The organism is Enterococcus sp. 3H8_DIV0648 (genome assembly GCF_002140655.1).
In the GTDB taxonomy this organism is placed as follows: Bacteria; Bacillota; Bacilli; order Lactobacillales; family Enterococcaceae; genus Enterococcus_A; species Enterococcus_A hulanensis.
The window spans coordinates 973,508-993,912 of the sequence record NZ_NGLG01000002.1; the positions used below are offsets into that span (position 1 = coordinate 973,508).

A 20,405-nucleotide genomic window follows, 5' to 3' on the forward strand; every position below is an offset into this window, starting at 1 on the left:
TTTAATAACACTTAGTTGTATTTGCTAAATGAAACCTATTTTATGCTTAGTGTTAACGTTTCGTCGGCTTTCAGTTCTCTATTAATTAACGAAAAAAAAGCGTGCAGAAAATGAATCATCTTCTGCACACCTATATTTTTATTCCAGACCAATCCTAAGCAGCCTGCTGTTCGTATCAACTGCGCCTATCACCATTGGTTCAACGGACTTTAAGTTGTCCGTTTTGGTGACAATGACCATAACCGTAGGATCATAGCCTTCATTTTTTATCGCATCTAAATCAAACTCGACTAAAAGATCGCCTTTTTTGACTTTCATGCCTTGCTGAATATGACTGGTGAAATATGCTCCTTTTAGATCAACCGTATTTATTCCTATGTGGATCAAGATTTCTTCTCCGTTGTTTCCTGCTAGGCCAATCGCGTGCCCTGTTGGATAAGCCACTCTGACGATCGCATCTGCCGGAGCGTACACCTTTCCTTCGCTAGGTTTGATCGCGATGCCATCGCCTAACACTAATTTTGAAAATACTTCATCATCCACATTGATCAAATCGATGGCTTCGCCTTTTACCGGAGCATAATAATCGATCTCTGATTTTCCCTCTTCATCTTTTTTAGGAAGGAAATCCGCTTCACTTTTTTTATCGCCAATAATCAAGGCCGTAATCAACGCAAAGGCAAAGGCCACGATCCCGCTAATGCACAGACCGATAAAGCCGCTGTCAATGCCTTTTGGATTAATGAATGTTGGCAAGCCTAGTAAGCCGTGTGCACCAAAGGTATACAGCTTAGAACCAGCTAATCCGGCAATCGCCCCGCCAATTCCGGCACCAGTCAAACAAGTGACTAAAATCCATTTTCGAGGAATCAAAACGCCGTATAACGCGGGCTCGCTGACACCGAAGAAGGAAGAAACTGCCGCTGCCGTTGAAACTGCCCGTGTATCCTTATTTCTTGTGCGAATCGCTATACCAATCGTCGCACCAAGAATAGCGGGCGCTCCAGAGAAAATAAGCGGATTAATAATATCATACCCATATTGCGCGACATTGATCGCAAAGAAAGGAATAACGGCCCAGTGCAAGCCAAACATAACCAAAATGGACCAAAAAGCCCCTAAAAGGAATCCTGCAATCCCAGTATTCAAATTAATCAGCCAAGAAACCGTGCCGCTCAGCATATTTTGCAGAACGATCGAAATGGGACCAATAATAATTAAACTAGCCACTCCTGTAACGATCAGTGTAAAGAAGGGGACAAAAACCATTTTCAACACATCCGGAATGTACGTATCAAAAAACTTGTAGACATAGCTGGCAATCCAAACGATCGCGATGATTGGAATGACCGTGCTGGCGTAATTCTGTAACGCCACCGGAATACCTAAGAAGGTTAATTGATAATTCATAGAAAAAATCGTTCCCGCAAACAACGTATTGATCGGGGCCCCGCTCGCTGCTGCAACAATGCTGGGATAGACTAAAAACGCGCCTAAAACAATCCCGTAAATCTCCTTGATCCCAAAACGTTTAGCAGCACTCCAACCAATCGCAACCGGGAAGAAATAGAAGAGAACATCAGAGAGTGCATTTAATATGATATAAGTCCCGTCGGTATCAGAAAGCAGTCCGAACACGCTGATTAAAGCCAGCATTGCTTTGATCATCCCTGCACCGGATAAAACGCCTAGTATTGGGATAAAAATTGAACTAACTAACCCCAGCGCCTTGGTCAAAAGATTTTTATCATCCTCCTGATTGGCCTGTGAGCTGTCAAAAGCATCCTCAGAGAATCCGCCTTCTTTAATAATGGCATCATAGACTTTTTTAACACTCGGGCCGATCACGACTTGATACTGTCCGCCCTGTTTGATGACATCCAAAACACCTTGCATGTGTTTTATTTCGTCGTCATTTGCTTTTTTTTCATCTTTTAATACAAAACGAACCCTAGTTACACAATGCGAAATATTTGCGACATTCTCTTTCCCGCCGACCTGCTTTAGAATTTCTTTGCCTAATTTCATGTAGTCCATAATCATTAAAACCTTTCTATTTTTCATTATTATCGACTTCACTCAGCCCCGATTACGGCTCTTTCCGAACACCCAAATTTGAACCTACGACTGTGAGTCTAACAGCTCGCTTCCTTGACAAAATTGACCAATAATTTTTTCAAAAGTCCCAGACGGAACCGGGTTCCCAATTGTTTCAAAGCTTAGACCGTAATCCTTCTCCTCCAAAAAATAATGATGAAACCCGTCACAATAGCCTGCGATAAGAACGGTTTTATCCGTAGAAGTTCGCAGCATCTCCCCGCCTGCTGAAGCCAGTTCTCCGGGAAATACGAACAGGCGCAGATCGCCTAAATCTAAAATGCGCATAGGCACCACATCATAAAACGGCGGTTCCTTCAGCTGCGCTTCGCATTTCTTGATCAAATGCTCCAGCGGCTGAGATCCGACCGCTTTGATTGATCCGTTTTTCATTCCTTCAATTCTCTTTAACAGGTCTTGATCATAGGCTTTCTTATCATTCACAACTTCTTGATTAAGCGTCAGCACACGGAGCGGCTGGTTATCTACAGTGATCGTGCGTTCCAGCTCAATGTGATTTATTTTCTCGGCTAATCCGGTGGTCACCCTGTCCAGCTCAGCAAAATCTCTAGCCAATCGATCATTATGATTGCTGGAATCGCCGGCACAGCCGATCAGCATTAATGGGTAAAAGCCCCAAAGATCCTTTAGCTTCTGTGATAAATTCCCTGCCAGATCGGCGGTCAGCAGCATATTGCTTCCGCTTAGAACCGTCGAATGGACTGCGATGTTGACCAGTCCCGCGATTTCCTTGCCTTCGTGAACAAACTTAACCACGGAAACCGTATTGTCCGATTGCTGCCCGGGATGATTGCGATTGCTGAAATAGCCTAAAACCAAATCATCGCCGTAAACCATCTTCGCCTCTACCAGATTGTTCTCGCATTTTTCATATAATTCAACAAAACTATTCGCTAGAAAATCGCGGTATTGTTCATTAAACTTCCCAAACTCCCAACTTTCGTGAAAGTCTCTCACTGAGTGATGATCATGGGTAACACCGATAATGACATTGGCAAAAGGAATACCGTAGCGCTGACTGATCTTATAGCGAATCGTCGCGGCAAACTGATCCTCCAGCTCCAATAAATCGCCTGTGGCAATAAATAATTTCTGATTTAAATTAGTGCAAATTAACAAACCATTGATAAAAATATGATCATGAATGCCTTCTGCCGGTTGATTTCTCAAAGGTGTTTTATAGCCTAAAAGATAAAACGGCTCCTCGGGTGTAATGTCGATTCTTCCTGATCCTACGTCCATTTTTTCACTTCCTTTTGATTAATTCTGCCAACACTTTTTCACTGACTATTTCGGCGCTTCCGCTGGCAAACATCGAATTCATTGCTTCATAGGTACACTTTTGATAGCTCTCTTCATCGGCCATATACTTTTGCCCGCCATTAATCATTGTCGCGACGATCGTTGTCTTGTACGGTGATTGGGCCTTAATGTCAGCGCCAATATTACTGGTAATTTCCGGTTTCAGCATGACGATCGCCACTTCGCCAAAGGTCACTATCGGAATACTCACCCTTCGATCAGCACTGGAAATAAAGACATGATCTCTGGCAGGTTTTAACTGCTTTCTATCCGGCAGCTCTTGCCCTTTTACCGTGACTGTCAGCTTGTCCAATACGAAGGGCCCGTCAGTTTCTGACCCCTCCTGCTTTATTTCTTCTATCAAAACATTTCCCAGCGCGTTTGCCTGTTTGGTCAGGTCTTGAAAATCTCGGCTTGCGCTTTTCGGGATCTGATTGGCAGCGGCTCCCAGCATAAATAAAGCGGGACAATCAAAATGGTCCTCGATACTTTTACTAGCCAATCCAATAAAGTCACTGCTGACTGCTGTATCGTCGATCGTTTCGACTAGCGAAGATTGTACGTCCACACTATAAAGAACAGCCAATATCTCCTGATTTTCGGTCATAAATTTGAGAATTGGCAGCTTCCTGTCAGAGAACCCATTAGGATTTCTGCCGATCCAATAACCAGCTTCCTGTTCCACGTCCCGATTAATCGTTGCATCCGTTTCAGCTGTATGGCGGATAACTTTGACCCGTTGAATGGTAGCAACCGCATTTTTCACTGCACCTGCAACCGCTGCTAAAATGATTTGCAAAAATAATTGATTCTTTTGCTTGATTTCCTCACTCGATCTTTCCAAGGCTTCGATTGAACGCGTATGCGGCGCAGAAAAGGTATGACTAACGCTGATAAAAATGTGATCCAACGGCACCGCATAGTGACTGCTGATTTCTGTCTTGATGGCGTCAATGGCATATTCTTTTAACGAAGTCAGATCCAAAGAAACAAATACCAATGACTCTTGCTGCTCCAAAATGATGACTCTGCATGCCAAATCATCATGGAGATACCGAAAATTTTCTATGGGAAAAATAGTATCCGGTAATTCAAGGTTTGTTCTCCCCGCACCTGCTCTCATCTTAATACCTCCCCTAAATTGAGCTTTGATACAATCGCTGCGCATTTTCTCCTAGAATTAAAGACTTGTCTTTTTCTTCAATAGCTAAACTCTGGATAAACGCCGCACCTTCTGTTAACCACTCGCGGCGCACCGGATAGGAGGAGCCAAAAATAATATGATCTGCCCCCATCATCTTAATGGCATGCTCCAAAGAATCTTTTCCCCACGGTTGCGCATGCGACATTTCAAAATAAATATTTTTCGCTAAATGTGCCGCTACATTGGTTTGATCATCAGCAAAACGCTGAACGGTATCCTTACTGCTCTTTTTATGAGGCATCAGCATGTTTTTCAGTGCAAAGAATCCTCCGCCTAACATGGAATGAACAAATGTAAGATCGGGATATTTTTCAAAAAAGCCGCTGTACAGCTCCCGACAAACAGCGGTGAGCTGATCCGCACATCTTCCATAGGAACGTCTGATATTGGTGTATTCAAACAAGGCCTCATATTGTGTCGGAACCGGTGTATGGTGGATATAAACCGTTGCCTGATAGTGATTCAATTCCTCGAAAAATGCGGCAAACTGTTCATCATCTAAATAATATTTGCCGTAATGGGTGACCAATTGTACTCCTGGAAATTTCAACTCTTCAAAGCAGCGCTTAAGCTCATCAAAAACCTCTTGCGTCCCCATTGGCGGTACGACTGCTAATGGAACCAGCCGCCCCTCGCTTTGTTTCATGTATTCATACATTCCATCATTAAATGCTTTACACTGTTCGAGCGTCAGCCATTCATGGCAGCCGGGAATTTTTAAGATCGCCTGATCGATGCCCGCTTGGTCCATATCTGCCAGAATGTTCGATAACTGATACTCTCCTTGAAGATAGTTTAGATTTTCAAAGCCTTTGGGCCGTTCAATGACAATTTGGGTGCGGCCATCCTCAAGCTCTTTGTAATAGGCGTTCGTATCATAATGCTTTGGTACACTGCTTAAAAAATTCTCTAATTTTTGCTTCGAAGCAAAAATACTTTCATCAAACCAGTATAAGTTACTATCAATTATCATTTCAGTTCTCGCTTTCTTGTAAATTTGCATGGAAGTTGAACAAGAGGAATCCCATAACTTTAAAAAAAAGAGCCTCCGGAGGTCTGCTGATAACAGAACTGTCTTTTCTCTTTAATGTCTTGCCTCTTTTCTATGTCTTAATGATAATATATTCTGAAACCGTTTACGATTCGATAAAGAACGCTATTTATTCGATATCGGAATAAATAGCGTTCTTTTGATTTTTTATGCTGTTTTTAAGCAGTTCATTCACCAATAAATTCTAGAAATGCTTGGGTTATGGGCGTGATTTCCTTCGTTTTCGCATGATAAACATTTATATCTGTTCGAATCTCAGGATAAATCGGTACCATCACGACACCTTTTGAATTTAAATAGCTAATTGGTTTTTTCATTAATAGAGAAATCCCCATGCCTTCTTTCACCAGATCCAAAATATTTTCTGCTCGCTTTCCCGTATAAGCGATTGTCGGTTCGAAGCCCGCCTCTCGACATGCAGTGACGGATAAGTTATACATCACGGTGCCTTTATTTAGAAAAAGAAAGGATTCATCACTCAGCTCATTCAGCATTATGCGTTTGCTTTTCGCTAATTTATGAGATTGAGGAAGCACCGCGACTAAGTGGTCGGTGGAAAAATGAATGCGGGCCAGCTTTTCATTTATTTTAGGCTCCTCTCTGATAAACGCGAGATCACACTCGCCATTTTCTAAAATAGCCATTAATTGCTGCGAGTCTGCTTCGATCACATGAACATTGGTTTGCGGATACATCTTGCGAAAGTCCATGATTGCTTGGGTAATACCATAAGGTGCCATAATAGGAATCGCTCCGATGGTAATAGTTTGCAGCAGCTTATCCTTAAACTGATTCAATTCAGTCACTGACTTCTCATAAAGACTGACCATTTCTTCAGCGTAGGGCAGATATTCCTTTCCATAGGGCGACAACTGAACATTTCTTGTCGTCCTGATGAAAAGCTTAACGTCCAGTTCCTTTTCCAATAATTGAATATGCTTTGATAAGGTCGACTGTGAAATAAACAGTTCTTCCGCGGCTTCTAAATAATTATTGTGCTTTGTCAAAATGACAAAATCTCTGAGGTAGTTGATATTCAATTTTTTCCCCTCTTTTCAAAAAGACAGACCAGCGAAGTGGGCGTCTGTCTGTGTAAATTTCTTATGGCATTAAAAAATCATTTTCACTTGAAGCTTATCATCTTTTTATGATAAATCAATATTGTTTTCTATTTATTAGCTCGTATTTGCTCCTTTGTTAGCTTAGAATAGCTATTGGCCGGCTATCAGTAACAAACACTGAATAGAAAGATCTCTGGATAGGCTCCTAATTTGAATACAAAAAAGTGTCATATAAACAGCGTTGTTATCCGCTAAGTTTATATGACACTAGCTATTAAAGTAGAGTCCCTTTAAATTTAAAATTCAACGCTGCGCCAATCAAATTCGCATCGTTATGAAATTTACAGCATTTGATCGCAGGCATGATCTCTTCAACGCCTTCTTTTTTTAGCTGCTCAGATAATCGATTGGTAAGCTCTGCTGCTAATTCTGGGCGTCTTGAGATTCCTCCGCCTAATACAATCAATTCAGGATCAAACATGACTTGGATATTGTAAAGATTATTCGCCATAATCTGATACATCTCATTTACAAGTCTCTCAGCCAGTGGATCACCATTTTCTTTTAATGCGTAAAGCCCTTTTCCATCGACTTTCGTATTGGTTTGTTCGGAATAAAAGTTCGCAGCTTTGACTAAGGTGCCATTTTGGCTGAAGGTCTGCTCATTTTGACTTTTCAGCAGACCGACTTCCCCGCCAAATAGGTGACTCCCTTTATATAATTTTCGGTGGACAAAAAGTGCTCCGCCTACCCCTGTTCCTAAAACAACGAAGGCGATTTTTTGCGCATCCTTGCCGACTCCTAGCTCAACTTCCGCGATTCCAGCACAATTTGCGTCATTTTCTATCGTGACTGGAAGTCCGAAATATTCTTCCAGCTCAGCAAAAATTGGACGTTGATGGATATAATCCACCGCGCTGATACCAAGTATTTTTCGTTGCTCTTGGTCAACGGCTCCCGGCGCACTGATAGCGATGCCCTCGAAGGTTTGATCAGATTCATTGATTACCTGCTGAAAAGCTTCTAATAATGCCTCAAACGTGTCGGGCGTTGGAAAAGCGGCGACCTCACTTAATACCTGATTTTCCCAAATCCCATGCTTGACCGTTGTTCCGCCAATATCAAATACGACTAAACTCATTCATCATCACCTAAAATCCATTATTTTCACTTACTGCTTTGATCCAGCGGCCGCTCTTTTTCACAGAGCGTTCCAGTGTTTTTAAGTCCAAGCGATAAAAGCCGTAGCGATTTCTGTAGCCGTTCAGCCATGACCAGCAGTCTACAAATGTCCAAGCATGATAGCCGAAGCAGTTACTGCCTTCAAGGATTCCTTTATGCAGATAGTTTAGGTGCTCTTTCATGAACTCGATTCGATAATCGTCTTCAATTTCCCCAGAGTCCTTCATGAAGCGCTCTTCTTCTGCGACACCCATTCCATTTTCACTTACATACCAAGGAATATTGTTGTACGCTTCCTTCATCATGATTGCAACGTCATAAAGTGCTTCAGGATAGATTTCCCAGCCGCGGTAAGGATTTATTTTTTTATCCGGCCAATCATAGGCTGCATAAAAGTCTGAAGGCATTTGTACAGGCATCCGCGCTTCTTCCGGTGCTTGAACACGTCGCGGCTGATAATAGTTTAGTCCGATAAAATCTACTAAATTTTCTTTAATCAACTCATGATCGCCTGTTTCCACCTCCGGCAACAGCTGGTTCTCCCTTAACAACGCGATGAGTTCATCAGGAATCGTCCCTAATACTGCCGGATCTAAAAAACTCCGGGTATTCAGCAAATCTGAACGAAAGGCAGCTGACAAATCTGCTTGCGCTTCACTTTTCGAATATGTTGGCGAAATATTTAAAATAATCCCGATCTCTCCTGCTTGCTCCGCTGCTTTAAAAACCTTTACGGCTGCTTTATGGGCAAGCAACGTATGATAGCCCACCTGAATCGCCCGTTGAAAATCAACGACTGCGGGGTAATGATACTGATAAAGATACCCGCACTCTACATGGACGAGGGGCTCATTGAAGGTCGTCCATTTTTTGATAAGATCGCCAAATAATTCAAACGCGGTTTGCGCATAAAAGGCAAAGGCTTCAATCGAGACACGATTTTCCCAGCCACCCTGTTCCATCAGCCACATGGGCATATCAAAATGAAAGAGATTAATGATCGGCTCTACGCTATGATCCAGCATCGCTGAAAAGTACTGCCGATAAAAATCAACTGCCGCTTGATTGACTGTCTTCCCATCCGGCAGCAGACGCGCCCACGAAATGGAAGTTCTAAGGGAGTTTAGTCCAATCTCCTGCATTCGCTGGCAGTCAGCCAAATAATGGTCATACACGCCAGAGGTAATTGCTGGTCCTTGGTTTTGATGGAATTTCTCAGGCGCAATTTGAAACCAATAGTCCCAAGTTGTCGCGGTTTTTCCGAAATTTAAACTCTGTCCTTCTGTTTGGGGAGCAGACATTGCCGCTCCCCACAAAAAGTTCTCAGGAAAATTCTTCATGTGTACTCCTCTTATTTGTGCAATATTTGTTCAGACGCCAGCCATTGAGTGATCGCGTCTGAATATAAATGGATATATCTCTCGTAAACCATATCCAGCTGAATAAGGATCGGTATCTGCGGGGAAATATTTCCTAGGGCTTCTTCCCTTGTAAAGCTCGCGGCAATCAACACAACATCCGCATGAGGGATCAGCTGCGAGTAGCGATTGGAGGTTATCAGCAAGATCGAGACATTTCTTTTTTTCGCGATCTTCATCGCCTCCAGCAATTCTTCGTCATCGCCCCGCAAACTTGAAACGACGATCAATTCATCCTGATTGGCAAAATTCGCCGACATCAAGATCGAATTCTCATCTGAGATCACCCGGACATATTTACCGACTCTGGAAAATTTGAATTGAAAATCAGCCCCCGCATAAGAATTGAAGCCTTTGCCGAAAAAGTGAATGATCTTATGCTGATGGAGCAATTCACAAAAGGCATCGACCACTTCTTGTGAATAGTTGCTGTCGCTGCGTGTCGCCAAGGAATGATACGCAGCGGTGATCTTTGATGACACCGATAAATTTGACGACTCATTATCCAAAGAAAGCTTATATAGAAAGATCAGTTCCTTGTAGTTGTTCAGCCCAATCTTTTTACAAAATCTGGTAATCGACGATTTTGAAACCGCCAGATGCTCCGATAATTTATCGATCGTCATAGCTGCCTGCTTACTTAACAGGTAGTCCGCGATCACCTGCTCAACAGAAGTAAAATTCAAGCGGCAGGATTCAATTAAAATAAAAAGGTCTTCTTGCATATGATTTCTCCTCAATCAACGATATGGATCGTTTTTATTTCTCCCGGTTTAAAGGTTCCTAGAGGAATAATATCATTTTTTTCTGTCGAAGAAACAGCGTTACCTTTGAGGTCAACAAACGTATAGCTCATTTCATGGGGACCTGAGATCGTTTCTCCAGCAACTTCTCGACGGAGGTCCGGATTATACACGCGAAAATCAAAGCCGGGGCCATCTTGCGTTTTTACTAACGCACTGAAAATCAGTTTGCTGCTATCAAAGGTGATTCCTGCTTGTTCACGCACCTTGTTTTTTAATGGATTCGAGACAAAATATTTAAGCGTCGTCGTAAAACGATTCAGCTCCTGAATCTGGTAATAAGGACTGCTGATCGCATAGGCCAAATACTCCTTCGCTAGTTGTGCCGGTTGATAGTCGTGATCAATCTGAAGTGCAAACTTGAAGGTCATTTTTTTCTGCAGCTGACTATCCGGTGTCGGAATATATTTGAACTCGTTTCCTGAAGCTATTCCCGGTCGTCGCAGCAGATCCGGTCGACCTAGATAGCCAATCGAACGAAACAGTGTCAAGGCCATTGTTTGGAAGTCTTCCCCCACAAATTGATATTCTTTGATCCCCTTGCTGAAAGCAGTCCAGCTGGAGGATGAATCGTGACTATTCACATAGGTCAGCATCGGGAAAATCGCCGTGGGTTCTTCTCGCCACCCCAGCTCCTTCCAATCATCAATGTGCTGATCCTCAACCGCTCTTTTGATCGTGCCGAAGGGTGTGTCAGTATAAGAAAATTCATTTTTATGCGGCGTATCGATCAAGACCCTCATCCGATGATCGCTGGCCTGATTGTCGATTTCCAAATGGAATTGAATTTGTCGACTTTCCTTCATTAATTCGATCGTCAATTGATAGGGGATTGTTTGCGTCCGTTTTTGTAATTCACGCTCGGATAAATCTTTAGCGATATTCCACTCACCGGTAAAAGTGAATTTAGACAGCAACGTGTTTTGAGTTACTTCACAGTTCGCATCAGCTAAGTTCAAGCGATAGCACTCATCGGCGTAAGGTGGTGAATAATCATAGGTATCTCCTTCGTCGCCGCTATCTTCAAACGCTAAAAAGTCTTTATACGTCTTTCCTGCTTTTCGATCCACTAAAGAAAGTGCCCCCGCTTCAAAAATGATTTGATAATAGTCATTTCTGATAGATTGTTCGGCCGTTTCCTTAGTCGATTGTCGCTTGATTCCCTCAGACTTCTCAACGACTTGATAAGTCATAAAGCTGAGCGGCGGAAGCTCTGCATCTATTAGCAATTCATGAATGAAATAGAAGCTCGTCGGATCTTCATCTGCTTTTTCGCGACGAATCGAGCCGGAAAATTCTTTTCGAGTACCCACGATCTCAAAAGGAATCGTCCTTCCATCTTTTTCAAGCGCGATAGCTGCAAATGGCGTGGAAACTTCATACTTCATTACTTTTTTATTTTTCCAAGGCAGCGTGTTGAAAACAACGAGTTCACCCTCTGAGACATTCATTCGCGATTCAGCAATTTTTCTAGTTAGATAATCAACCAGCGAATAGGAAAGCTGATCCGCTTCTACAAAGCGATCGGTGATGATTTGATTGGTTTTGTCACTGTTGCAGCCGCCGGCAGAATCATGAGTATGATTTTTATTCAACAGCTTCCAAATACGATCCAGCAGCCCCTTTTTATAGGGAATCCCGCATTTTTCCGCCATCACCATTAAAGGCTCCGCTTGATAGATCATCCTGCGTTCTACTTTGTCGTTTAAATACTTATGATCGTAGCGCGAAGAATAAATGGAGCGATGGATTTTTGAAACGGAGCTGGAAATAAATTCGCCCGTTACTGTCGGAAGCTTATTTTCTTTGATCGCTTCAAAAAACAAATCGTAATTGCTTTCCACCAGCTTCGTATCTGGCAGCGCTTGGTTATACAGCTCCACACGTTCACGCAAATTGAAATCAATATACCGTTGATCCCCGCCAACCGGTAACACTAGGTCATTACCAGTCGCCCCCTCAGAAATCGTCTCGATCAATGCTGGCGCGTCATCCGAACAGATCAGCCCCACGCCGACAAAGTAGCCATTTTTTATGTTAGAGGTTAAAACACTTGAGCCATCCTCCGCAGTCCAATGAAATTCCCGCTTCGTCGTGATTTCATTAGGAACACCACGCCAAAAGACCGCCTGTTGAATACCGAAGCCATTATAGATTTTCGGCATATCCTTGCTTTGGCCAAAGGAATCCGGCAAATAACCGATATTCATATAGCCGCCCAATGACTCCGCTAATTCCATCCCTAGATTCAAATTTCTGACGATCGATTCTCCGCGAACGATCAGCTCATCCGTCTGTGTGTACCACGGACCGATAGCTAATTTTCCGTTTTTAACTAATTGTGCCAAGCGTTCCTTTTGTTCGGGAAAGCTGGTTAAATAATCATCCAAAATACTCATCTGACCATCCAGCAGATAATAATCAATTTGCTTATCTTCTAATGCCTGCATCACTTCGTCCAAATGGTAAGCCAGTTGAACAAAGGATTCATTGGTGGTGAAATACCACTCAAAATCCCAATGTGTATGGTGTATTACATGAACTTTTCTTTGCATAAATGCCATCCTACTCGTAAATTATTGTTTCTGTTGGATTCTTCTGAAGCATTATTTAAAATCAATTTGATTAATGATTTCAGCTAATACAGCGGGATCGTCCTGCTCCAAAACCCCAGCTCTAAAGTCTTGATCGATCAATTTTCTTGCAATCAAACTTAATAACTTCAAATGCTCCGTCGCCCCTTCTTCGGGAATGGTCAAGCCAAACGCTACTTTGACTGGTTTCTGGTCCAAGGCATTCCACGGAATCGCCTGCTCAAATTTGATCAAAAATAAGCCCGGCTTCTTGTTTACACTGCTTTTGCAATGAGGGATCGCAATATGATCCTTAAATCCTGTCGTAGCTTCTTGTTCTCGCGCTTTTAATCCCTCGAAATACAGCTGTTCGTCGGAAACAAAGCCTGACTCATAGGCAAATTTAGCAATGCTCTTGAAGGCTTCCTCCTGAGTGGTTGATGTTTGATCAAATAATATATGGTCCTGATTAAATACTGCTTTATTCATTTTTCCTCTACCTGCCTATTCGTTTACTGTTTCCATCAATTGGTCCTGTTCCTCTTGCTCAATAGCAATATCTTCCACTACCTGTTTACGTGTAAAGCCGATCAAAAGAGCGGTGGTTAAAATCCCTGCACTCACACATAATATCCATGTAATAAACGGGATCGGCTGTTCAATATAGCCAATAAATGTTCCTAAGGGTGAGCCGATTCCGCCATAGAATTTACAGCCTGTCGCAGCCGCTAAACCACCGGCAACAGCCGAACCTACCACATTCGAAAAAATCATTCTGATCGGATCAGCCGCAACAAAAGGAATCGCTCCTTCTGTGACACCGACAATCCCCATACCGAATGCGGCACTGGCTGCGATCTTCTCATTTTTAGAGAATTTCTTTTTAAACAAAATCGTCGCTAGCCAAACGCCTAATGGCGCAACTGAGATCGCCGCTTGAGTCGCTGTTCCGGGAACAAAATTCGCGCCGTCGATGCCATATTTTGTCAATGTATCCGTAAAAATCGCTGTTCCAAATACTAGTGCGGTTTTATTGATTGGTCCGCCCAAGTCAAAACCGATCATCGCGCCGCAGATTGCCCCAATTAAAATTGGTGCGCCCGCATAATTATTATTCAGGTTGGTTAACCCTTGATACATTGCATCCATGCCAATCGCAATCGGATTTCCAATGATATAAAGTACGATCAACGTAATGATGGCTGTCGCGATAAATGGAATGATCATAATCGGTACAATTGGAACTAATAATTTTGGCCATTTGATTTTCTTCAAGCCCTTTACCAAATAACCAACAATAAATGCGACAACAATCGCGCCGATAAAGCCGCCGCCTGCTTCTGTATTAAGAAACTCTGGATCATTTACCAGATAGGCACCGATCATCGCCGGAGCAATCGCTGGTTTGTCCGCAATCGAATTCGCTACAAAACCGGCGAACAATGGAATCATTAATTTAAAACCGATTTGACCTACATAAAACAACTTAGACATTAAAAAGCCCATTTGCGTTTTATTATCAAAGCCCCAATTAACGATCCGACCCAAATCATCTTTTTGAAACGCATACAAATTGGCGATGGTCAAAATCAAACCGGCCGCAATTACCATTGGCACCATGTAAGAAATTCCGCTCATGATATGCGTAAAGAAATTTACTTTCTCTTTGTCGTTTCCTATTTGGATCTTTCCTACTTTTGATCCCTTTTTCCCAAAAACCTGTGCCTCTTCAAAGGCCTGATTAATCAGCGCTTCTGAATCTTCAATTGCTGGAATCGATTTGGTAACAAAAAGCCGCTTTCCGGTAAATCGGATCGGGTCTATCTTGATATCTGATGCAACAATCACGACATCCGCTTTTTCGATGTCTTCCGTCGTTAAAACATTCTCAGCTCCAATCGCTCCATTCGTTTCGACCTTGATCCCATAACCCATTCTTTTAGCCGCCTGTTCAAGCGACTCCGCGGCCATATAGGTGTGCGCGATTCCCGCCGCACAAGCTGTCACAGCAACAATTTTTCTCTCCATCTTGTTATTCCCCCATCTAATTATTTTCCCTATGAAGAATAACTTAATATCAATTACAATTAAAGCGTTTTCGATTGTTTGGGTACTAGTACCAGCTTTCGCACTATTAGTGGGATTTATTTCACGGCATTTTTTGGTATTTGTCGCCAGGCTACGGACCGTTTTCCAAGGGGGCTTTTTGATTGATCCAGCTTATGATTCTCATTCTTTCGGAAGCATTATCTATCTCACTTTTCTTCACACAGAAAAATGCCCAAAGAAAAGGAACGTTTTTCTTTGGGCATCTCGCTATTCAACCAGCAAGTTCTTGTCTTGCTGAAAGGTATTCTTACTAATCGGCTTCTTCTGGCTGTTCTTCTTCTTTCGGTTCATTGGCTGTCGCGGGGGAATCTGCGGCAGGCTGGATATTTCCCAAGCTGATCCCGATGGTTAGGTTGGCATTCAGCGGAAGGTATTCCCCGTAGCTGCTCATTTCAACCACCGTTCCCTTTGGCTGATCAGAATCAAGATAATAGACATCGTAGGTAATATTCGCACCCTTTGATGAATAGGTTTCGAAAAACAGTTTTGGCAGATCGCCCTCCAGCGTATTTTTACGAAGATCCTTGACATAAGGCCGGCCTTCGGAGTATACGACTTCGATGGTTGGCGGATTGTCTTTTTCATCTAATTCGGTTCCCGCCGCGATATTTTGGCTGATAAAATGACCAAAGGGAATCGTTTCGGAATAGGTACTTTTGAGGACCGCCGAAATTTTTCCAGAGAGCTCCCGTGCTTCTTCTAGTGTATAGTTGGCGTAATTTGGAACGACTAGTGGTTTACCTTTGGATATCTGAACCTTCATTTCCTCTTGCCTTGCGATCTTAGTGCCGGCAGCGGTTTGCTGCGAAACCACACTATCTAAGGAGATGGATTGAGAAAAGACTTTTTCCGTCACTAATTTCACTTCATTTTTTCTTACCCATTCATTTACTTCTGTCAGGGTCTTATTGCTAAAATCAGGGACTTCGATATTTTTTTCAAAGGTTTCCTTTCCCTTAGAATAATAAACGATCCTTGCGTTTGTAATTTTTCAGGTTTAATTCCTTATTTGCCGCCTCTTGTTTGATAAACGTCCCTTTTGCAACCTTCTCTTCATATTGTTCGATCACGGATACATTTTCGGCTTTTTCTTTTTTTACCCAAGACTTGGCTTGCTTGGCGGTCATTGCTTCAAATTCCGGTAAAATCACCTGCTCATCTGGATCGGGACCCAGACTGACTGTCAGCTTCAGCGTTTTCCCTTTTTTGATTTTCGCGCCAGAAGCAATGTCCTGTTTGACGATTTTATTCGTAGCCAGTTCAAAATTGTAGGTGCTTTTAATGTTTAAAAGAATGCCTTCTTCGACACTCCATTCTCGCGCCTTAGCGATTTCTTGCCCCTGAAAAGCAGGAACCTTCACGTGAGTAAACTGATAATAGGCGACAAAAAGAGCGACGACCACGAGAATTCCGACAAAAGAGATGAGGAAAACTTTCTTTTGCTTTCTTTTTTTATAGGTGGGATCAAACTCCACCTGCTCCTTCTCTGCTTTTTTTCTTGGTTTGGCTGCCGGTTGTTTTTCTGCTTGCTCCGATCCTTCCCGCTCTTTAGAATCCTTTTGTTTTTCATTATCATCGTCGTTATTGACAAAATTTGATAGAAAATCACTCATAATGACTCAACACACCTTTTCGCAGTTGAAGCACCTCATCCGCCTGTTGGGCAACCTCGCTGGAGTGGGTCACGAGAATGACACACTTTTGATGCTTATGAGCCAGCTCCTTGAAAATAGCAACGATCTCTTCTTCCAGCTCTTCATCTAAATTCCCGGTAGGTTCATCGGCCAAAATAATATCGCCGTTCATCGATAACGCTCGCGCAATCGCCACCCGCTGCTGTTCCCCGCCGGATAGCTGATTGACCATGCGATTCGCCTTGTCCTCAGTGATTCCGATGTAGTTCAATAGATTATAGGCGACCTGTTTTTTCTCTTTTGGCAACTCATTTTCCGTGATCGCCATCGGAACTAGGACGTTTTCAACAGCCGTCAGATAAGGAATCAGGTTATAGCTTTGAAAAACGATACTGATGTCGTTTCGCCTAAACTTTTCATAGCCGATGCTCGCAATGTCTTGTCCATTGAACAGAATTTGCCCTTCCTTCGGTTTATCTAAGGCACTGATCAACGATAAAAAAGTAGTTTTGCCAGAACCGGATTTCCCTAAAATACTATAGAGCTTGCCCTTTTCAAACCCAACGGAAACTTTTTTTAAGATGAATCTTCGCTGATCCCCATCTTGGTAATAATAATCAATATTTTTCGCTTCTAGTAAAGTCATCATTCATCCTCCTTACATCATAATCTTCTTCGGATTTAAACGAAGAATATACAGCAACGGCAAAATGGCAGAGATTAAAACCGTACCTAAGCCAACCAGCAGATACGTCAAAATATAGCCGAAGCTGAAGGTGACCTTATACGCCTGTTGAATATCTGCGAAGGAAAGATCGCTTTGCATCAAATTATTCATATAAAAATATTGGTCCGGCTGAGCCGCATTACTAATCCAATCCGATTGGATCAAAGAGCGCGAGATTGCACCGCCCAAAAAATTCCCGGTAATCAATGAGAAAAGCAAGGCCACACTGCTGATCAATAGCAGCTCCAGAACAATTTGCGCGATTACTTTGCCGCGACTTTCCCCGAAGGATAAATAAATTCCCAGTTCATGTTTGCGGTCCCGCAAGAAAAGCAGAACAACCAATGACAGAATCAGGAGCGTTGCCGCAACAGCGACCACCACAATATATTTGGCGATCGTATTAAGCTTGGTCAACCCGCCAGCTACTTGTTCATATTGATCTGTAGAGGCCACCACATGGTAGTATTCTGGCAAAAGAGCATCGGCGTCTTCACGAAAGGCATCCATATCCTCCGATGATTTTAGAACATAGGTCGTTTCATAATAGATGCTCTCTTCACCCGCAGATCCCTCATCTGTGCTTGTGCCCATTTTTTCATCCGATTTCTTTTGAATAGCCTTTGCGGCCCCTTCAGTGGTATAAATCGTATTCATCTGTTCCAGCGCGCGCCATTCTTTGTCCGAGCGCTGCTGTTCGGTTTGCTGGGTATCGGCTTTCTTCTGTACAACGTTAAAAATCCCGGCAACTCTCATTGGCTGATCAAAGGTCGCCGATTTAGGCTGCATCTGCATCTCCTCTTCTTCTGAGGCTTCTGAGGTTTCCGCTTCCATCATTACTTCTACGACCGCATCAAGCACAAAGTTGTCTCCAACCGATAAATTATTTTTTTCAGCGACTTCTTGGCTGATAATTACCGCATCGCTGCCTTTTTTTATATCATTGTCCGTGAAGCCGTCTCCTTCGGTTAGTTTGATCAGCCCTTCCGAAACGTCCAAGATATCTTTATTATTGTAGCCCTTGAGGCTAAACATATATTTGGAGCTGCCGCCGTAAGACATGCCGCCATTTGGGTCGGTTACAGCCTTGAGTTTATTTGTGCCAACGCCGCTTGAAATAAAAAGGTTATACCGTTTAACATAAGGCAGCTTGCTGATTTTTTCGTAGTCCTTCACTTTCGGTTCATTAATAGCCTGATCCTCGCCTGCTGCAGCCGCGCTCATTTCTTTCTCGTACGCTTCATAATCCATCTCAACCGTCGCCACAGGTCGCATTTTCTTCTTCGTCTCCACTTCAACATTGGTGGTCGACTGCTGAATCGCTACTGCTCCTGCAATAACATTTCCTAAAATAAAAACAACTAAAAATAAGATCACTGACTTCCCTTTTCGTCGAACGATACTGCTGATGGCCCGCTTTTTAAAATCCATACACTTACCCCTTCTCCTTTTTTTTCGTAACTGATCCGCTTCTTGATAAATACATTTTTTGCTGATGTCGTCATAGTTCAGGTGATTTTCCAAAAAAGATTCCGTGCATTCAATAGAAGCAAAATGATCGCAGATGTTTATTGCGCAGAAACACTCATCGTGCAACATTGTTAAAAAAGTAACAATCCATATTAAAAAAAGGCTAGCATATATCACATTTCATAATTTATTAATATCCTAAACGGTCGCTTTTTACTCTTGAACGTCAAATTAGAGTCTGTTTGCTAAATGATTGAACCACAAATAAAACTTCGTACTGCGAAATGCCTGGTAAGGAACTGCTGTTATTGGTAAACGCCAAAAAAGGCCATTCCTATGAATGACCTAATTTCTATTAATTTAAACGGTAACTAAACCCGCGCCAAGCATGAAATACCTTCTCGAATGTCCCTGAAATATCCATAAAAGAAGGTTTCGAGATCCCAGACTATTCTCGGTTATCTGACTATTTCACCCATAACAAAATAGAAGGAACAGAGTTTTTTAATGATGCTAGGCTTGATTTACAATTCCACCCGAATTTTCCCCATCACAAAGAAGCCTGAACGATCCATCAAGTCCTTAGTTCCCACTCCAAATATGCGTAATAACCCCACGCATCAAAACGTCGCTACATGATTTTCGCAAAAAATTCCTTTACGCGATTATTCCATTTTTTATCGTCATGCGCCTGTTCTATTTGTTCCGCGGATTTGCCATATCGCAAAACGGAGGTATCCAATTTTTGCGGCGGTGCTTTAGCTTCCTTCGTCGGAGAGTTCGCCTTTGCGGCTAGACTGTTTGCCTTCGAATCCGCTCGCGCTCTATTTTTCGGTCCGTCTTTTTGTTTCTCGGACCTCGCAGCCACCTGATTCACGGTCTTTTGATGGCTATCTGCGGCGACTTTAGCAGCCGGCGCTGCCTGTTTTTGACGCGGATTCGCCTTAACATCCCGCTTATTTTCGATGATTGATGCCTGAATAGACTCCTCCGTCGGTTCTGTTGAATCGGCTTCGTGCTCGACATCGACGCATGATTTTGTACTTTTGAACTTCACGTACTCAGCGAAACGACGGACACCCGATGCTTGAAAAATCGTTAAGGTAGTCAAAATTTGCAGGACTTCGGCAGTTTCGTTCGCTAAATTTTTAGCGACCTGCTTCGTATCACGCAGCGTCCATGTGTATCTTTTCCCGTTAGCATCCTTAAAAACCGTGACAAGATCGAAACGAAACTCAGATTCTGCAGACGTTTCACGCGCCTTTTTCTCTAATAATGCTCTATATAAACAAGTTTCCTTGGTAAATGCCCGAAATTCTTTTTCGCTCTTAAATAGACGGTCGATGACTTTCTGCCACTCGCCCTTAGTAGTAAAGTAATTTTGAAAGTAAACACAATGACGGCGCAGCGTATCATTCGGCTCAGCAGTCAGGAAAATTTCACGGATCACTTCTGGAAACATATATGAAAAATCACCAACGCAAAGCGCGTCACGAATAAGGATAGCAACCGCAAACTCCACGATCTCTGCGGCATTTTTAACCTGCTCAAAACGCTGAGTCACGCGTTTTTCCAAGCTCTTTCTCAACATCCCGAAAACCTGTCTCTGGCCTAATTTTGCTTCCTTCATTCGTTTCATCCTCCGTCCGTCAATTTTAAAGTAATCGTTTACATCGCTATTCTATACATTAAATAACCAGATTGTAAATAGATTTTCAAAAGAACTTTTTTCGCAATTAATAATTAAGGTTTT

16 protein-coding genes are annotated in these 20,405 nt (G+C 42.7%); all 16 read right to left on the bottom strand.

Going from position 1 to position 20,405, the window contains the following annotated elements; all coding sequences use genetic code 11:
* Window positions 1-138: 138 nt before the first annotated feature.
* The 16 genes from A5875_RS20875 to A5875_RS20950 all read right to left on the bottom strand — a co-directional run bounded on the left by A5875_RS20875 (window position 139) and on the right by A5875_RS20950 (window position 20,282).
* On the bottom strand, window positions 139-2,037 hold the full coding sequence (locus A5875_RS20875; protein ID WP_088935865.1) for a beta-glucoside-specific PTS transporter subunit IIABC: 1,899 nt from the start codon (window positions 2,035-2,037) through the stop codon (window positions 139-141).
* Window positions 2,038-2,121: 84 nt separating this feature from the next.
* A complete protein-coding gene (locus tag A5875_RS20880; protein ID WP_088935489.1) occupies window positions 2,122-3,360 on the bottom strand; it encodes an alkaline ceramidase in 1,239 nt (412 codons plus the stop codon).
* Between the two features lie 4 nt (window positions 3,361-3,364).
* Entirely contained in the window at window positions 3,365-4,543 is a 1,179-nt protein-coding gene (locus A5875_RS20885; protein ID WP_088935490.1) for a hypothetical protein, read from the bottom strand.
* A gap of 13 nt (window positions 4,544-4,556) precedes the next feature.
* The gene (locus A5875_RS20890) at window positions 4,557-5,597 is read right to left on the bottom strand and encodes an amidohydrolase family protein (RefSeq protein ID WP_088935491.1); all 1,041 of its coding nucleotides are present in this window, start codon (window positions 5,595-5,597) and stop codon (window positions 4,557-4,559) included.
* A gap of 245 nt (window positions 5,598-5,842) precedes the next feature.
* A complete protein-coding gene (locus tag A5875_RS20895) occupies window positions 5,843-6,715 on the bottom strand; it encodes a LysR family transcriptional regulator (protein ID WP_088935492.1) in 873 nt (290 codons plus the stop codon).
* Window positions 6,716-7,010: 295 nt separating this feature from the next.
* Window positions 7,011-7,877 (bottom strand): ROK family protein, encoded by an 867-nt coding sequence (locus A5875_RS20900; protein ID WP_088935493.1) that lies wholly within the window; start codon window positions 7,875-7,877, stop codon window positions 7,011-7,013.
* A gap of 10 nt (window positions 7,878-7,887) precedes the next feature.
* Window positions 7,888-9,258 carry a glycoside hydrolase family 1 protein gene (locus A5875_RS20905; RefSeq protein WP_088935494.1) on the bottom strand — a complete coding sequence of 457 codons (1,371 nt, stop codon included), beginning with the start codon at window positions 9,256-9,258 and terminating at the stop codon, window positions 7,888-7,890.
* An 11-nt stretch (window positions 9,259-9,269) separates the two neighbouring features.
* Window positions 9,270-10,061, bottom strand: a complete 792-nt coding sequence (locus tag A5875_RS20910) for a MurR/RpiR family transcriptional regulator (RefSeq protein WP_088935495.1) — start codon at window positions 10,059-10,061, stop codon at window positions 9,270-9,272.
* A gap of 11 nt (window positions 10,062-10,072) precedes the next feature.
* Entirely contained in the window at window positions 10,073-12,694 is a 2,622-nt protein-coding gene (locus A5875_RS20915; RefSeq protein ID WP_088935496.1) for a glycoside hydrolase family 38 C-terminal domain-containing protein, read from the bottom strand.
* A 51-nt stretch (window positions 12,695-12,745) separates the two neighbouring features.
* On the bottom strand, window positions 12,746-13,201 hold the full coding sequence (locus A5875_RS20920; RefSeq protein ID WP_088935497.1) for a PTS sugar transporter subunit IIA: 456 nt from the start codon (window positions 13,199-13,201) through the stop codon (window positions 12,746-12,748).
* 15 nt (window positions 13,202-13,216) lie between these two features.
* Window positions 13,217-14,740 carry a PTS fructose transporter subunit IIC gene (locus A5875_RS20925; protein WP_088935498.1) on the bottom strand — a complete coding sequence of 508 codons (1,524 nt, stop codon included), beginning with the start codon at window positions 14,738-14,740 and terminating at the stop codon, window positions 13,217-13,219.
* Window positions 14,741-15,071: 331 nt separating this feature from the next.
* Window positions 15,072-15,809 carry a PASTA domain-containing protein gene (locus tag A5875_RS20930; RefSeq protein WP_088935499.1) on the bottom strand — a complete coding sequence of 246 codons (738 nt, stop codon included), beginning with the start codon at window positions 15,807-15,809 and terminating at the stop codon, window positions 15,072-15,074.
* A complete protein-coding gene (locus A5875_RS20935) occupies window positions 15,778-16,434 on the bottom strand; it encodes a PASTA domain-containing protein (protein WP_088935500.1) in 657 nt (218 codons plus the stop codon). The genes A5875_RS20930 and A5875_RS20935 overlap by 32 nt, the downstream gene beginning before the upstream one ends.
* Window positions 16,427-17,101: an ABC transporter ATP-binding protein gene (locus A5875_RS20940; protein WP_088935501.1), complete on the bottom strand. Its 675-nt coding sequence runs from the start codon at window positions 17,099-17,101 to the stop codon at window positions 16,427-16,429. Before A5875_RS20940 ends, A5875_RS20935 begins: the two co-directional genes overlap by 8 nt.
* 12 nt (window positions 17,102-17,113) lie before the next feature.
* Window positions 17,114-18,613 (bottom strand): ABC transporter permease, encoded by a 1,500-nt coding sequence (locus A5875_RS20945; protein WP_088935502.1) that lies wholly within the window; start codon window positions 18,611-18,613, stop codon window positions 17,114-17,116.
* Window positions 18,614-19,283: 670 nt separating this feature from the next.
* Window positions 19,284-20,282 carry a hypothetical protein gene (locus tag A5875_RS20950; RefSeq protein WP_088935503.1) on the bottom strand — a complete coding sequence of 333 codons (999 nt, stop codon included), beginning with the start codon at window positions 20,280-20,282 and terminating at the stop codon, window positions 19,284-19,286.
* Window positions 20,283-20,405: the final 123 nt, after the last annotated feature.

Excerpts from the sequence above, each read along its gene's own strand:
- A5875_RS20875 (WP_088935865.1), bottom strand. The coding sequence starts at position 2,037 with ATGGACTACATGAAATTAGGCAAAGAAATTCTAAAGCAGGTCGGCGGG.
- A5875_RS20880 (WP_088935489.1), bottom strand. The coding sequence starts at position 3,360 with ATGGACGTAGGATCAGGAAGAATCGACATTACACCCGAGGAGCCGTTT.
- A5875_RS20885 (WP_088935490.1), bottom strand. The coding sequence starts at position 4,543 with ATGAGAGCAGGTGCGGGGAGAACAAACCTTGAATTACCGGATACTATT.
- A5875_RS20890 (WP_088935491.1), bottom strand. The coding sequence starts at position 5,597 with ATGATAATTGATAGTAACTTATACTGGTTTGATGAAAGTATTTTTGCT.
- A5875_RS20900 (WP_088935493.1), bottom strand. The coding sequence starts at position 7,877 with ATGAGTTTAGTCGTATTTGATATTGGCGGAACAACGGTCAAGCATGGG.
- A5875_RS20905 (WP_088935494.1), bottom strand. The coding sequence starts at position 9,258 with ATGAAGAATTTTCCTGAGAACTTTTTGTGGGGAGCGGCAATGTCTGCT.
- A5875_RS20910 (WP_088935495.1), bottom strand. The coding sequence starts at position 10,061 with ATGCAAGAAGACCTTTTTATTTTAATTGAATCCTGCCGCTTGAATTTT.
- A5875_RS20915 (WP_088935496.1), bottom strand. The coding sequence starts at position 12,694 with ATGCAAAGAAAAGTTCATGTAATACACCATACACATTGGGATTTTGAG.
- A5875_RS20920 (WP_088935497.1), bottom strand. The coding sequence starts at position 13,201 with ATGAATAAAGCAGTATTTAATCAGGACCATATATTATTTGATCAAACA.
- A5875_RS20925 (WP_088935498.1), bottom strand. The coding sequence starts at position 14,740 with ATGGAGAGAAAAATTGTTGCTGTGACAGCTTGTGCGGCGGGAATCGCG.
- A5875_RS20935 (WP_088935500.1), bottom strand. The coding sequence starts at position 16,434 with ATGAGTGATTTTCTATCAAATTTTGTCAATAACGACGATGATAATGAA.
- A5875_RS20940 (WP_088935501.1), bottom strand. The coding sequence starts at position 17,101 with ATGACTTTACTAGAAGCGAAAAATATTGATTATTATTACCAAGATGGG.
- A5875_RS20945 (WP_088935502.1), bottom strand. The coding sequence starts at position 18,613 with ATGGATTTTAAAAAGCGGGCCATCAGCAGTATCGTTCGACGAAAAGGG.
- A5875_RS20950 (WP_088935503.1), bottom strand. The coding sequence starts at position 20,282 with ATGAAGGAAGCAAAATTAGGCCAGAGACAGGTTTTCGGGATGTTGAGA.